12 protein-coding genes and 1 pseudogene are annotated in these 14,358 nt (G+C 69.2%); 5 read left to right on the top strand and 8 right to left on the bottom strand.

Annotation, left to right across the window (positions count from 1 at the left end):
* Nucleotides 1-76: 76 nt before the first annotated feature.
* Together QE399_RS07730 and QE399_RS07725 are read left to right on the top strand one after the other, a co-directional pair.
* The gene (locus tag QE399_RS07730; protein ID WP_309827722.1) at nucleotides 77-430 is read left to right on the top strand and encodes a DUF4148 domain-containing protein; all 354 of its coding nucleotides are present in this window, start codon (nucleotides 77-79) and stop codon (nucleotides 428-430) included.
* 360 nt (nucleotides 431-790) lie between these two features.
* Nucleotides 791-1,177: a hypothetical protein gene (locus tag QE399_RS07725; protein ID WP_309827721.1), complete on the top strand. Its 387-nt coding sequence runs from the start codon at nucleotides 791-793 to the stop codon at nucleotides 1,175-1,177.
* 109 nt (nucleotides 1,178-1,286) lie between these two features.
* On the opposite strand, the gene QE399_RS07720 is transcribed toward QE399_RS07725, so the two are convergent.
* Complete coding sequence (locus QE399_RS07720) at nucleotides 1,287-2,774, bottom strand: sensor histidine kinase (RefSeq protein WP_309827719.1); 1,488 nt, start codon at nucleotides 2,772-2,774, stop codon at nucleotides 1,287-1,289.
* A 117-nt stretch (nucleotides 2,775-2,891) separates the two neighbouring features.
* Nucleotides 2,892-3,650, bottom strand: a complete 759-nt coding sequence (locus QE399_RS07715) for an NIPSNAP family protein (RefSeq protein WP_309827717.1) — start codon at nucleotides 3,648-3,650, stop codon at nucleotides 2,892-2,894.
* A 152-nt stretch (nucleotides 3,651-3,802) separates the two neighbouring features.
* On the opposite strand from QE399_RS07715, the gene QE399_RS07710 reads away from it, so the two are divergent.
* Nucleotides 3,803-4,780 (top strand): helix-turn-helix transcriptional regulator, encoded by a 978-nt coding sequence (locus QE399_RS07710; RefSeq protein WP_309827716.1) that lies wholly within the window; start codon nucleotides 3,803-3,805, stop codon nucleotides 4,778-4,780.
* Between the two features lie 34 nt (nucleotides 4,781-4,814).
* Here the strand turns inward: QE399_RS07710 and QE399_RS07705 are convergent, their stop codons facing one another.
* Together QE399_RS07705 and QE399_RS07700 are read right to left on the bottom strand one after the other, a co-directional pair.
* Entirely contained in the window at nucleotides 4,815-5,486 is a 672-nt protein-coding gene (locus tag QE399_RS07705; RefSeq protein ID WP_309827715.1) for a response regulator, read from the bottom strand.
* 194 nt (nucleotides 5,487-5,680) lie between these two features.
* Nucleotides 5,681-6,184, bottom strand: a complete 504-nt coding sequence (locus tag QE399_RS07700) for a MarR family winged helix-turn-helix transcriptional regulator (RefSeq protein WP_309827714.1) — start codon at nucleotides 6,182-6,184, stop codon at nucleotides 5,681-5,683.
* A 141-nt stretch (nucleotides 6,185-6,325) separates the two neighbouring features.
* On the opposite strand from QE399_RS07700, the gene recA reads away from it, so the two are divergent.
* Together recA and recX are read left to right on the top strand one after the other, a co-directional pair.
* Nucleotides 6,326-7,414, top strand: a complete 1,089-nt coding sequence (gene recA, locus QE399_RS07695; RefSeq protein ID WP_309827710.1) for a recombinase RecA — start codon at nucleotides 6,326-6,328, stop codon at nucleotides 7,412-7,414.
* Nucleotides 7,415-7,495: 81 nt separating this feature from the next.
* Nucleotides 7,496-7,981 carry a recombination regulator RecX gene (recX, locus tag QE399_RS07690; RefSeq protein WP_309827709.1) on the top strand — a complete coding sequence of 162 codons (486 nt, stop codon included), beginning with the start codon at nucleotides 7,496-7,498 and terminating at the stop codon, nucleotides 7,979-7,981.
* Nucleotides 7,982-8,326: 345 nt separating this feature from the next.
* On the opposite strand, the pseudogene QE399_RS07685 reads toward recX, so the two are convergent.
* From QE399_RS07685 to yajC, 4 genes and pseudogenes are all read right to left on the bottom strand, one after another.
* Nucleotides 8,327-10,652, bottom strand: a pseudogene (locus QE399_RS07685) (DUF1631 family protein).
* Nucleotides 10,653-10,777: 125 nt separating this feature from the next.
* Nucleotides 10,778-11,731: a protein translocase subunit SecF gene (gene secF / locus QE399_RS07680; protein WP_309827707.1), complete on the bottom strand. Its 954-nt coding sequence runs from the start codon at nucleotides 11,729-11,731 to the stop codon at nucleotides 10,778-10,780.
* 12 nt (nucleotides 11,732-11,743) lie between these two features.
* A complete protein-coding gene (gene secD / locus QE399_RS07675; protein ID WP_309827705.1) occupies nucleotides 11,744-13,636 on the bottom strand; it encodes a protein translocase subunit SecD in 1,893 nt (630 codons plus the stop codon).
* A 160-nt stretch (nucleotides 13,637-13,796) separates the two neighbouring features.
* Nucleotides 13,797-14,132, bottom strand: coding sequence for a preprotein translocase subunit YajC (gene yajC / locus QE399_RS07670; RefSeq protein WP_309827703.1), 336 nt, complete (start codon nucleotides 14,130-14,132; stop codon nucleotides 13,797-13,799).
* Nucleotides 14,133-14,358 lie beyond the last annotated feature (226 nt).

Raw genomic sequence — 14,358 nt, 5'->3', positions numbered from 1 at the left:
GCGGCAGAAGCGGAAACTTCCCCCCATGCAGACGCAATCCCGCGCTGCACGGTCTCTAGTCCAAAGGAAGTACGCCATGAAGAACACCAACAAGCTCATCGCCATCGCCGCCCTCGCCGCCGCCTCTTTCGCGGGCACCGCCTCGGCCGCCACGCACTCCCAGGAAGAATGGTTCGGTGCCGAGCCCGTGGCCCAGGGCCCGGCCCTGAGCCGCGCCGAAGTGCAGGCCGACCTGAACCTGTGGAACCGTGCCGGCCTGTCCGACTACAACAGCGGCGAGACGACCCATGTCGCCGACGCCGCCTATGACCAGAAGGTCGCCGAGTACCGCCGCCTGCGCAGCGGCGCCGAGTACACCGCCGAAGTGCGCCGCCTGGGTGGCGATGTGAGCGCCGTGGCCGGCCGCGCTGCCACGGGCAACGCCCACTGATCGCTTCGCCCCGCACGAGAAGCCCTCTCCCTCGCTTGCGCGAGGCTGCCTCCCGCCCTGTATGGCCGGGAGGCTTTTTTTCGTCTGACAGCCCGGCAGAAAAGGCAGGGAGCGCGACGGGAGCCTTCGCGCGCCAGGCAGCGCCGGACCCTGCGATGGACGACAGGTCCGGCCCCTCGGAAAGCCGTCTCCGCCAGGGACAGGGGCCGTCGCCCAGGAGCACGCCGCTGTCGGAACCGGGCTGACACGCATCCCCGGGATTTCGCACAGGACGGGGTCCCAGGGCGGCGCACACTGGATTCCTCGCAGCAAGCAATTCCGCTAACTGCACGTTTTGATGACCAAGAAAGGACTTCTGTCATGAATTGCAAGCATCTCATCGCCGCAGCCGCCATTGCCATCACGGGTGTGGGCGCCGCCAATGCCCAGGTGTCCCAGGAAAGCTGGGGCGGTCCCGAACCCATCGCCGCCAGCCCCGCCGTGTCGACCATGACGCCCCAGCCGCAGCAAGGCGTGGCACGGGTGGAAGTGCAGGCCGACTGGGCTCTGTGGCAGCGCGCCGGCCTGGGCAGCTACCCAATGGGTGAACGCTCGCTGGCCTCCGACCCGGTGTACCAGCAGCGCCTGGCCGAGTACCAGCGCATGCGCAGCGGCCCTGAGTACCTGGCCGAGATCCAGCGCCTGGGCGGTGACGTGAGCACAATCGCCTACCAGTACGAACGCGGCGTGGTGCCCACCACTTACTAAGCCGGACGACGGCGGGAGAGCCCGGACGGGCCACCTACCGCCTGCAGTTCAAAGCCCATGCCCCACGGCGTGGGCTTTGTTTTTTTGTGGCTGCGTGATCTGCGTGGTGTCAGACGCCCAGGATGGTCGGCGGTGCTGCCGAGGCATCGGCGCTGCCCGCCACCGGCCGCGCAGGAAAGCGCACCGAGAAGCAGGCCCCGGGCGGCGTCTGGCCGGGATGCGCGTCATCGAGCCGCACGGTGGCGCCGTGCTGGCGGGCGATCTCCAGCACGATGGGCAGACCCAGGCCCGAGCCGTCCGCGTCCGAGCCCAGCACGCGGTAGAACGGCTGGAACACCAGCTCCCGCTCGTGCGGGGGCACGCCCGGGCCCGAATCCTCCACCTGCAGCACGGCCACCTGGCCGAAGGTGTCCGCCAGCACGCGCGCGGTGATCACGCCCGGCTGCGACTTGCTCGACGGTGTGTAGTTGATGGCGTTGTCCAGCAGGTTGCGCACCAGTTCGCCCAGCAGCGTAGGGTTGCCATCCACCCACACGCCGGCGGCGCCGGGCTGAACGCCGTCGTAGCCGAGGTCGATGTGCTTGTCGAGCGCGCGGGGTACGCAGTCGCGCACGACCTCGATCAACAGCCGCGCCAGGTCCACCGGCTGGCGCGCCAGGCCGTTGCCGCCGCCCTCCGCCCGCGCCAGCGACAGCAGCTGGTTCACCGTGTGCGTGGCGCGGATGCTGGAACGCCCGATCTGCTGCAGCGAGCGGCGCAGCGCCTCGGTGTCCGACCCCTCGCGCTGGGCCAGGTCGGCCTGCATGCGCAGCCCCGCCAGCGGCGTCTTGAGCTGGTGCGCCGCGTCGGCCAGAAAGCGCTTCTGCGTGGCCATGGATTCGTGCAGGCGGCGCAGCAGGTCGTTGACGGAATCGACGAGCGGCGCCACCTCCATCGGCACGGCCTTGTGGTCCAGCGGCGACAGGTCGTCGGGCCGGCGCGCACGGATGCGTTCTTCCAGCTGGTGCAGCGGCTTGATGCCGCGCGCCAACGCCAGCCACACCAGCAGCACGGCCAGCGGCAGGATGACGAACTGCGGCAGCATCACGCCCTTGATGATCTCGGTGGCCAGCACGCTGCGCTTCTCGCGCGTCTCGGCCACCTGCACCAGCGCCGCCGGCGCGCCCGGCAAGGGCACGCGCACCCAGATGTAGGCCACGCGGATGTCGATGCCGCGCAGTTCCGCGTCGCGCAGCTTCACCTCGCCCGAAAACGGCCGCTCGTCTTCGGGTGGCGCAGGCAGCTCGCGCTCGCCCGACAGGAACTGCCCGGTGGGCGAGATCACCTGGTAGTAGACGATGTCGGACTCGTCCGCGCGCAGGATTTCGCTGGCCGGCTGCGGCAGGTTGAAGGTGACCGCCTCGTCCTGCACGCTGACCAGCTGCGCGAGGGCATGGGCGTTGTATTCCAGGGCGCGGTCGAAGGGCTTGTTGGCCAGCCCCTGCGCCACCAGCCAGGTCAGCGCCAGGCTGACCGGCCACAGCAGCAGCAGCGGCGTGAGCATCCAGTCGAGGATCTCGCCGAACAGGGAGCGTTGCTCGCGCTGGAAGATTTTCAAGGGTGCCGCCGCAAAGGATTTGGTGTCAATCTGCCTTGCAGCGCTTATACATCAAGCGCCTTACGCTATGTAAAAAGTAGCACCACAAGCCCGACCGGGAAGCTGCGGCGGGCAGGATCAGCCGTGCAGGGCGGACCGCGCCGTGGGGCGCAGCCGGTGCAGTTCAGCGGGCCCGGCCAGCCAGGGCTGCAGCGCGCCGATGGCCTCGCGCAACGCGATGCCGGGCGCGGCCGCCTGGCGCAGCAGTATCAGGCACATGAGCCTGTGCACGCCTTCGCGCACGGGCAGGCGCGGAAAGCTGTTGGGCGCCTCCTCGGTGGCGTACCAGGCCACGGCCCGGGCGCCCGCCGCCAGCCAGCAGGGCGTGAGCCGTTCGCGGCACTGGGCCAGCAGTTCGGGCCCGGGCGCTGCGTGCAGGGGCAATAGGGCGATGTCGGCCCGCCCGGGCGGCAACGCGATTTCGCCCGTCTGCGCGCGCTGCGGCGGCGGCAGTTCTGCGGCCGCGCCGGGCCAGGCGGGGCGCAGCAGGTGCACATCGTCCGAATCGGCCATGGTGGCGTTGGCCGCGTCGCGGTGCGCCGCCCACACCGGCCCGCCGTAGAAGGACTGCAGTGCACGGCGCCGGGCCGGCATGCCGCTGAAGCCGCGCAGCCAGACGAAGAGGTCCGGGTGGTCGATGTCACGGAACTGGCCGATCACTCGCATGCCGCAGGCCTCCTGCGTTTCCACGAATTCGCGGTCGAAGAGCTGGATCAGCGCGTCGCGCCGACCGGTACGCAGGGCGTAGCGGCGCAGCTCGATGACAGAGGGATCGGACAGTCCGGGCGGCGCGGGCTGCAGGGGTGGGGCGATGGAAAGCGGTGCGGTTGCAGTCATTGTGTGGGTCTCCTGTGGGCCGTCGGAACGGCCGCGGCCAAGCGTTGATGTCAGGACGGCCAGTGTGCGCAGCCATATCTGCCACCTGGTGGCATGTATTGCGTGCACACTCCGCGCATCGCTTCGATCTCCCATCCACCGCCCGCCACACCATGCGCGCCAGCCGACTGCTTTCGCTCCAGATGCTGCTGGAAACGCGCGGCCGCATGAGCGCCCGGGCGCTGGCGCAGGAACTGCAGGTGTCCGTGCGCACGCTGCACCGCGACGTGGACCAGCTGAGCGCCGCAGGCGTGCCCATCTACGCCGACCGCGGCCGCCACGGCGGCTTCGCCCTGCTGCCCGGCTGGCGCACGACGCTCACCGGCCTCACCCCGGCCGAGGCGCAGGCCGTGTTCCTGAGCGGCCTGCCCGGCCCTGCAGCCGACCTGGGCCTGGCCGGCGACGTCGCGTCCGCTCAGCTGAAGCTGCTGGCCGCCCTGCCGGCCGCTTGGCGTGGCGCGGCCCAGAGCGTGAGCGGGCGCCTGCACCTGGACCCCATCGGCTGGTACCGCGACGGCGAGGCCACGCCCCATCTGGTCACGGTGGCGGCGGGCGTATGGCAGGAGCGGCAGCTGGCGATGCGCTATGCGAGCTGGTCGGGGACTGCGGAGCGCACGGTGGCGCCGCTCGGCCTCGTGCTCAAGGCGGGGCTGTGGTACCTCGTGGCGCTGTCGGATGGCGGGGCCCTGCGCACGTACCGCATCTCCGCGATCCAGTCCGCCGCGCTCACGGACCTGCCGGTGCCGCGCCCGCCGGGTTTCGACCTGCCGGCGCACTGGGCCCGGTCGCTGCGCGCATTCGAGGAACGGCTGCATACCGGCCATGCCGACGTGCTGGCGACGGAGCGCGGGCTCGCCCGCCTGGAGGATCTGACCAGTGCCATCGCGCGCGCCGTGCGCCAGGCGCGGGAGCAGCCATCACGCCGCCGCGACGGCCGCGTGGCTGTGCGCCTTCCGATCGAATCGATCGCGCATGCCTGCGGCCAGTTGCTGCCGCTGGCGCCGGACGTGGAGGTGGTGCGGCCGGCGGCTCTGCGCCGGGCCGTGGTGCAGCGCCTGCGGACGGCGCTGGAGAGCTACGGCGGGGCGTGAGCACCACGCCGTGCGCCGCGTGTCGCGTGCCGCGTCAGGCGATCTTTTCCAGGCAGTAGCCCAGGCCCCGCACCGTGGCGATGCGGATCGGGCCGCGCTCGATCTTCTTGCGCAGGCGGTGGATGTAGACCTCGATGGCGTTGTTGCTGACCTCTTCGCCCCACTCGCACAGCCGCTCCACCAGTTGTTCCTTGCTCACCAGGCGGCCGGCGCGCTGCAGCAGCACCTCCAGCAGACCCAGCTCGCGCGCCGACAGCTCGACCATCTTGCCGTCGATGGTGGCCACGCGGCCGGCCTGGTCGTAGACCAACGGGCCGTGCTTGATGGAGCTGCTGGTGCCGCCCATGCCGCGGCGCGTGAGCGCCCGCACGCGGGCTTCCAGCTCCTGCAGCGAGAACGGCTTGGCCATGTAATCGTCCGCGCCGAAGTCCAGGCCCTTCACGCGCTCGTCCACGCTGTCGGCGGCGGTGAGGATCAGCACCGGCAGCGCCGAGCCACGGCCGCGCAGCTTCTTGAGCACCTCCAGCCCGTGCAGGCGGGGCAGGCCCAGGTCGAGGATGAGCAGGTCGAACTCGTTGTTGGTCATGAGCGCGGCGTCGGCCTCGGTGCCGCTGGCCACGTGGTCCACCACGGCGCCGGAGCCGCGCAGAGTGCGTAGCAGGCCGTCGGCCAGCACCTGGTCGTCTTCGGCAATGAGGATGCGCATGCGTGTCTCCTGGAGTGCGGATCGGGCGCCCTACAGGGTGGGCACGCCGATGATTCTAGAGGCCGGAATGCGCACCGCCGCTGCGGGCTCCATGGCCGTGCAGGCCACTTGAGCCGGGTCAAGTCCCCGGCGCTGCACTACGCCTCGTCCGCAGGCACGCGCAAGGCGGCGGGACGCGGTGCCGAGGGACGGTCTCAGGCAGGCGTGCCGTCCGCGCCCGCATAGGCCTCCAGCCCGATGGCCACCACCGTCGCCACCTCCTCGCCCACCTCGGCCCGGAACTCCGCCTCGGCCTGTGCCACGGCATCCCGGAAGGCCTGCAGCCATGCCAGCCCCGTGGGTGTGAAACGCACCATCCGGGCCCGCGCATCGCGTGGGTCGGGCTCCCGCGTCACCAGGCCCCAGGCCGCGCACTGGTCCACCAGATCGGCCATGGACTGTTTGGCCATGCCCGCGCGCTGGGCCAGGTCGGTCAGCCGGTCGCCCTCCAGCGAGAGGTGGCGGGTGATGTGGATGTGTGCGGCGCTGACCTGGTCGCGGGCCGCCAGATTGGAGAGCGCCAGCGGCACCTCGACGGCATGGGCCATGAGCTGCAGCACACGCGCATCGAAGCGGCGCATGGCATGGCCCAGCAAGCGGCCCAGGTGGGTCTGGCGCCAGCCATCGCCGGCCGGCGAATGCACAGGATGTTCAGCCATCCGGATATTGTCAGTCAAACTGACTATATTTCGATTGAGTGCGCCGACAACCCTCGCATAAACTACTGTTCAAGCATCCAGCCTGTGGTTAACAGCAGACGGGCCAGGACACATCACCCATAGTCTTTCAAGGAGTTTTCCATGGACGTCGCAGTCAACAACAGCGAAAAGGCCAAGGCCCTGCAGGCCGCGCTGGCACAGATCGAGAAGCAGTTCGGCAAGGGCACGATCATGCGCCTGGGCGAAGGCGAGGTCATTGAAGACATCCAGGTGGTCTCCACCGGCTCCCTGGGCCTGGACATCGCCCTGGGCGTGGGCGGCCTGCCACGCGGCCGCGTGGTCGAGATCTACGGCCCGGAAAGCTCGGGCAAGACCACGCTCACGCTGCAGGTGATCGCCAACATGCAGAAGCTGGGCGGCACCTGCGCCTTCGTCGATGCCGAACACGCGCTGGACGTGCAATACGCCCAGAAGCTGGGCGTGAAGCTGTCCGATCTGCTCATCTCGCAGCCCGACACCGGCGAGCAGGCGCTGGAAATCGTGGACAGCCTGGTGCGCTCCGGCGCCGTGGACCTGATCGTCGTCGACTCGGTGGCCGCGCTGACACCCAAGGCCGAAATCGAAGGCGAGATGGGCGACTCGCTGCCCGGCCTGCAGGCCCGCCTGATGAGCCAGGCCCTGCGCAAGCTCACCGCCACGATCAAGAAGACCAACTGCACGGTCATCTTCATCAACCAGATCCGCATGAAGATCGGCGTGATGTTCGGCAGCCCCGAGACCACTACGGGCGGCAACGCGCTGAAGTTCTACGCCTCCGTGCGCCTGGACATCCGCCGCACCGGCACCATCAAGAAGGGCGACGAAGCCATCGGCAACGAAACCAAGGTCAAGGTGGTGAAGAACAAGGTGAGCCCGCCCTTCAAGACGGCGGAGTTCGACATCCTCTTCGGCGAAGGCATCAGCCGCGAAGGCGAGATCATCGACATGGGCGTGGAAGCGCGCATCCTCGAAAAGAGCGGCGCCTGGTACGCCTACAACGGCGAGAAGATCGGCCAGGGCCGTGACAACGCCCGCGAGTTCCTGCGCGAGAACGCCGACCTGGCGTTCGAGATCGAGAACCGGGTGCGCGAAGGCCTGGGCATCGCCCTGCTGCCCGGCAGCTCGCAGGCCGGCGCTTCCAAGCCTGAAAAGGCCGAGAAGCCCGCCAAGGCGGACAAGGCCGAGAAGTGAGCGCGCGCTGACCAATCAGCATCAAAACGGGCTCTGGCGCAGTACACACCTGCGCCAGCAGCTCTTGTTTTCATAGCATTCATGGGATTTGCCCGCTTGTCGCTCAAGGGCCGCGCGCTGCGCCTGCTGGCCCAGCGCGAGCACTCGCGCACCGAACTGCAGACCAAGCTGGCCCGCCATGTGCAGGAAGGCGATGACCTGCAGGCCGTGCTGGACGAGTTGCAGGCCAAGGATTTCATCAACCCCGCGCGGGTGGCCGAGTCGGTCGTGAACCGGCGGGCGGGCCGGCTGGGCCACCAGCGCCTGGCGCAGGAGCTGCGCAGCAAGGGCCTGGACGACGACCTGGTGCGCGCCACACTGGGCCGCCTGGCCGGTACGGAACAAGAACGCGCCGCAGCCGTCTGGCAGCAGCGGTTCGGCCACCACCCCGCGACCACGCCGCAGGAGATGGCGCGGCAGATGCGCTTTCTTGCTGCGCGCGGCTTTGCAGGCGATATCGTGCGCCGCGTGGTGCGTGCCGGCCGGGATGCCGCAGCGAGCGGCGGGGACGAGGACGCTGCAGACTGAGGGCTCCGCTCCTCTCTCATCCCTCACCCCGTATCGCACCCCGCAGGCATTGCACCCTTCGCATCGCCGCCCGCTGCGCCCGGCGCTCGTGGCATCGATCAGCACCGTACGGCCGGCATTGGCCGCCGCGCACCGCACCCTGCGGTGGGGCCCGCGCTAAGGGCGGCTCCGGTACGAGGCCAGCCCTTGCCGGTGTCTCGCCTCGCAAAAGAGCCTTAGCTTCCACGGAAAGACGACTCGGGCATGGATCAAGTCGCCAGCGCTTGCAGCCCCGCAGCCGGGACCCGGCTCCAATCTGCAGCGCCCTGGCGCGGCGAGGCAGCACGGCCGCACGGGCCGCGCGGCTCAATCCAGCAGGCGCTCGGGGTTGGCGTCCAGTTTGGCGAGCGCCTCGCGCGTGGCGCGCATGGTGAGGCCTTCCTCCTCCTGGGCCACCAGCAGGCCGGACTGCAGGTAGGCGCCCAGGCGGCGCAGCTGCAGCAGGTAGCTGCGGCCGTCCGCAGCGGCGAACAGGTGCAGCTGCTTGCGCCGGCTGTGCCAGGCGTACTGCACCTGGGCGGACGCGCCATTGTGGTCCAGCGTGAACCAGGTGCCGCGCTGCAGCTCCTGCGCCCAGGCCACGGCTTCCTGCTGCACCGGTGCGCCGTTGTCGGCGATGACATGGATGGACGACGCATCGATTCCCAGCATCATCTCGATGGTGTCGGCATTGAGCGGCATCTCGCCCAAGGTCTCGTCGCTCATGTAGTCCTCCAGATTGGCCAGGCGCCGGGACATCGCGTCGATGCGCGCCTGGGGAATGGAGGCCGTCTTGGAGAGGAAGGCGTCGGCCAGCGTGTCGGTGAGCACCTTGATCTGCGCGTCCTGCGGCGGCCCCTGGACGCCGATGAGCGCCATGCCGCTCCGCAGGTTCTGCAGCAGGCCCGGCAGGTTCTGGATGACCTGCGTGCGGTCGGCGCGGTTCGGCTTGGCACCGGCGGCCCACACCAGATCGGCAGCCGTGCGCTTGAGGGCCACCGTCTGCGGATGCTGGGCACCGTCACGCACCGCGGACATGGCCAGCACCTCCGCCCAGGTCTTGAACAGGAAGTCGCGGATCTCGTCGCGCACGGGCATGTCCTTGAGCAGGGTGCGCAACTCGATGGTGTACTGGATCGCCAGCGTCTCCTTCTGCTCCACCTGCTGGGCCACGCTCACGATGCGCGAGGTGGCCTGCTTCTCGGTGAGGAAACGGGCCAGGAATTTTTCGAACTCCTCGTGCACCAGCTGGAACACGCGGTGGCCGGTCTCGGGGTACTGCTCGATCACCTGCACCACGCGCCGGATCTCGGCCTCCAGCGCGCTGCCGCCGATGGCGGCTGCATCGAAGCCCAGCACGCACGAGCCCATGCGGTCGATGAGCTGGCGCGCGGGGTGGTTCAGGTCGCTGAAGAACTCGGGCTCGGCCAGCGCCACGCGCAGGACCGGCACCTGCAGCCGCGCAAACCACACACGCACGGCGGGGGGAATGCGGTCCTCGCTGAGGATGCTCTGGAACATCAGGGCCACCACCTCGATGATGGCCTTCTCGCCGGCACTGGAGGCCTGCTTCTTCAGCTCGGCCGATCGCTGGCGGACGGCGCCGGCCATCTGCGCCACGCCCGCGGGGCTGTAGTCTTGGACCAGCGTGGCAAGGTCGCTGTAGTAGGCGTCGGCCTGCATGCGCTGGGCCGACAGTGCGCGCGCCAGCGCGGGCGATGCCGGCGCCTGGGATACGTCCATGCCCATGCCCGGCTGGACCAGCAGCAGGCGGCGCAGCTGGCCCATGACGCCCTGCGCGCGCTGGCGCGCCCGCCCCAGTGGCGTGCCCGACCCGCCGCCCAGTCCGCCGCCGGAGGCCCCTGCGGCCCGCAGCGTGCTGGGCAGCGCCCGGCCGGTGGGAATGAAATCGGAAGCCGCCGCAAAGGCCTGCCTTGCGCCCGGCGCCTCGGCCGCGCCCTGGGCCATGGCGGACGGGCGCGAGGGAGACACATCGCCGGGGGCCCGGCGCACACGCGAGCGCAGGTCCTCCGACAGGACGACACCCTGCTCTTCGTAGAAACGGTCGGTGTCCCGGTACTGCCGCAGCAGCAGGGCGCCCAGTTCGCGCCGCAGCGGGTCCATGGCCGCCTGCAGGTCGGCACGCGGGCAGGCCCGCGTCGACCCACTGCTCGACCAGCAGCAGGCACAGCGTCTCGGCGCGCAGGATGTCGCCAGCCCCGAGCTCCTGGCCCTCGACCTGCTGCGTGCGCTGGCGCACGGGGTCGAACCCCTCGGCCAGGTGCTCGGCCATGGTCAGGGCCAGGCGCGAGGCCAGGATGCGGTTCTCGACCACCTCGTCGCTGAGCAATTCGAAGCCGCCCGCAGGCGACGGCACGCTGGCGCCGGAGGTGCTGGCCTGGGCGGAAAGACCGGCGCGCCAGGCCCGGGCGACGCCCTCGACCCAGGTGCGGTGGTGGTCCTGGTAGCGCTGCCAGCTGTCGCGGCGCTGCTGCATCTCGCGCTGCGTGGCCGTCTGGCCCATGAGCGTGGTCAGGAAGTCGAGCAGCGCCTGATCGAGCGCCGGCAGGCCGGAGCACAGCCCGTCCACGAACCGCTGTCGCGCCAGCCGGCCAAGGCGGCGCTGGGGGTGGACGGGGCGAGGGCTATCCATACGGCCTCGATATTAGCCGTGAACCATCGGTGTGCAACGCCGTGGTATCCCCATCGTGATGCGGTCCAACCGCGGGGCCCGCGCGCTTGGCGCGGCGGCCCGCGCCGGGGCAGCGCGGTGCCACCTCAGACGGCGGCGCCGGCGTTGGGATCGTTGGGGTCGCCATCCTTCCGGGGCGGCGCCTTCACCAGGTCTTCGCGCTTGACGCCCAGCCACATGGCGATGGCGGCGGCGACGAACACGGAGGAGTAGATGCCGAACAGGATGCCGATGGTCAGCGCCAGCGCGAAATAGTGCAGGCTCGGGCCGCCGAAGAAGAACATCGACAGCACCACGGCCTCGGTGGAGGCGTGGGTGATGATCGTGCGGCTCATCGTGGAGGTGATGGCGTGGTCGATCACCTCGTGCGTGTCCATCTTGCGGAATTTGCGGAAGGCCTCGCGGATCCGGTCGAAGATCACCACGGACTCGTTCACCGAGTAGCCCAGCACGGCCAGCACGCCGGCCAGCACCGCCAGCGAGAACTCCCACTGGAAGAAGGCGAAGAAGCCCAGGATGATGACCACGTCGTGCAGGTTGGCGATCACCGCGGCCACGCCGAATTTCCACTCGAAGCGGAAGCCCAGGTAGATCACGATGCCCAGCACCACCATGCCGAGGGCCATGAGCCCGCCGTGCACCAGTTCCTCGCCCACCTGCGGGCCGACGAATTCGGTGCGGCGCAGGGTGACTTCAGGGTCGGCAGCCTTCAGCGCCCCCAGCACCTGTTCGCTCTGCTGCGCGGACGTGACGCCCTTTTGCACGGGCAGGCGGATCATCACGTCGCGCGAGGTGCCGAAGTTCTGCACGATCACGTCGGCGTAGCCGAGCTTGGACACCGTCTCGCGCACCTTGCCGATGTCGGCGGTCTGCGTGTAGGCCACCTCCATGACCGTGCCGCCGGTGAATTCCACCGACAGGTGCAGCCCCCGGGTGATCAGGAAGAACACGGCCAGGGCGAAGGTTAGGAAGGAAATCGCGTTGAGCACCAACGCGTATTTCATGAAGGGGATGTCCTTCTTGATGCGGAAAAATTCCATGCTCCGCTCCCTTTATTGGTTCTTGGTGACCACGGAACGCACGTCGGAGCCCTCGGGCTTCCAGACCTGTCCGATGGATACGCTCTTGAGCTTCTTCTTGCGGCCATACCAGAGGTTGACCAGACCGCGCGAGAAGAACACGGCCGAGAACATGCTGGTGAGGATGCCGATGCAGTGCACCACGGCAAAGCCGCGCACCGGGCCGGAGCCGAAGGCCAGCAGCGCCAGGCCGGCGATCAGCGTGGTGACGTTGGAGTCGAGGATGGTCGCCCAAGCCCGCTCGTAGCCCGCATGGATGGCCGCCTGCGGGGCCACGCCCGCGCGCAGTTCCTCGCGGATGCGCTCGTTGATCAGCACGTTGGAGTCGATGGCCACGCCCAGCGCCAGCGCCATGGCGGCAATGCCCGGCAGCGTCAGCGTGGCCTGCAGCATCGACAGGATGGCCAGCAGCATCAGGACGTTGACCGACAGCGCGATCGAGGAGATCACGCCGAACAGCATGTAGTACACGCACATGAACACCGAGATGGCGACGAAGCCCCAGACCACGCTGTGGATGCCGCGATCAATGTTGTCGGCGCCCAGGCTGGGGCCGATGGTGTATTCCTCGATGATCTCCATCGGCGCGGCCAGCGAGCCGGCGCGCAGCAGCAGCGAGGTGTCGTTGGCTTCCGCCGTGGTCATGCGGCCGGAGATCTGCACGCGGCCGCCGCCGATCTCGCTGCGGATCACGGGGGCCGTCACCACCTCGCCCTTGCCCTTTTCGAACAGGATGATGGCCATGCGCTTGCCCACGTTCTCGCGCGTGATGTCGCGGAAGATGCGCGAGCCCTTGGCGTCCAGCGTCAGGTTGACGGTGGGCTCCTGCGTCTGGCCGTCGAAGCCGGGCTGGGCGTCGGTCAGGTTCTCGCCGGTCAGGATGACCTGCTTCTTGACGATGACGGCCTGGCCGTTGCGGTCCAGGTACTTCTCGGCGCCGAAGGGCACGGGGCCTGAGCCCATCTCGGCGGAGCGCGCCTCGGTGCCTTCGTCGACCATGCGCACTTCCAGCGTCGCGGTGCGACCCAGTATGTCCTTGGCCTTGGCCGTGTCCTGCACGCCGGGCAGTTGCACGACGATGCGGTCCACGCCCTGCTGCTGGATCACCGGCTCGGCCACGCCGAGTTCGTTGATCCGGTTGTGCAGCGTGGTGATGTTCTGCTTGAGCGCCTGGTCCTGCACCTTGCGCAGCGCCTCGGGTTTGATCGTGGCGCGCAGGCGGAAGCCCTGGCCGTCGGGCGAGCTGGTGGACTGCAGGTCGGGGAACTGGTCGGTGATCAGGTTGCGCGCGGCGGTGAGCGTGGCGTCGTCACGCACGCGGATGTCCACCGCCTGGCCATCGCGGCTGATGCCGCCGTGGCGGATGTTCTTGTCGCGCAGGCTCGTGCGCAGGTCGCCGGCCAGGGATTCGACCTTCTTGGTCAGCGCGGCCTGCATGTCCACCTGCAGCATGAAGTGCACGCCGCCGCGCAGGTCCAGGCCCAGGTACATGGGACGGGCGTGGATGGCGGTGAGCCAGTCCGGCGAACGGGACACCAGGTTCAGCGCGACGATGTAGGGCGGATCGCTCGCGTCGGGGATCAGCGCGCGCTGGATCGCGTCTTTGGCCTTGAGCTGCTCGTCGGGCGTGTCGAAGCGCGCGCGCACCGAATTGCCCTCGAAGACCACGCTGCTGGGATTCAGCCCGGCAGCCTTCAGCGCCTCTTCGACGCGCTGCTGCACGGCGCTGTCCACCTTGACGGTGGCCTTGGCCGACGACACCTGCACGGCAGGCGCCTCGCCGAAGAAATTGGGCAGGGTGTACAGGGCCCCCACCAGCAACACGATCACGATGATCGCGTACTTCCAGACCGGGTAACGGTTCATGATCGCGTTCTTCTCTCAGTTATCCAGACGCCGGGCGCCCATCCCCCACCAGCAGACGCCGTGGAACTGGCTTTGCCAGGCCACTGGCGTCGTCCCCCTTCCCATCGCGCAGCGATGAGAGAAGGGGGAAGCGGCGCAGCCGCTCAGGGGGTTGTGCCTATTACTTCACCGTGCCCTTGGGCAGCGCCTGCACCACGGCGCTGCGCTGGATCTGCACGACCACGCCAGCGGCGACCTCGATGTGCAGGAAACCTTCGGACAGCTGGGTCACCTTGCCGATGATGCCGCCGGCCGTGGCCACTTCGTCGCCCTTGGCGATGGCTTCGATCATGGCGCGGTGTTCCTTCTGGCGCTTCATCTGGGGGCGGATCATGACGAAGTACAGCACCACGAACATCAGCACCAGCGGCAGCATGCTGGTGAGCGAGCCCATCAGGCCGGCGCCTTCTGCGGCAGCGGCGGGGGCGGTTTGGGCAAAGGCGGAAGAGATAAACACGGCAGGAGGCTCCACTCAGGATGGGATGGTCGATTCGATTCGGGACCGCCTGCGGCACGGCGCACGGCCTGACGCAGGGGAACAGGGCATTGTATTCGGCGGCCCGCCCCCCGCCTCCAACCCCCGCTGCCGGCCGGGCTTTGCCCCGCAGGCCCGGGCTCCGCGGAGCGGGCCGCTGCCGGGTTCTGTACGAAAACAGCCGTCAGCGCCCTACCGATAAGCGCAA

Origin of the sequence: Paracidovorax wautersii (assembly GCF_031453675.1) — a bacterium.
Lineage (GTDB): Bacteria > Pseudomonadota > Gammaproteobacteria > Burkholderiales > Burkholderiaceae_C > Paracidovorax.
The sequence above is the reverse complement of the archived record's forward strand: the minus strand, read 5'-3'. Positions and strand labels throughout refer to the sequence as shown.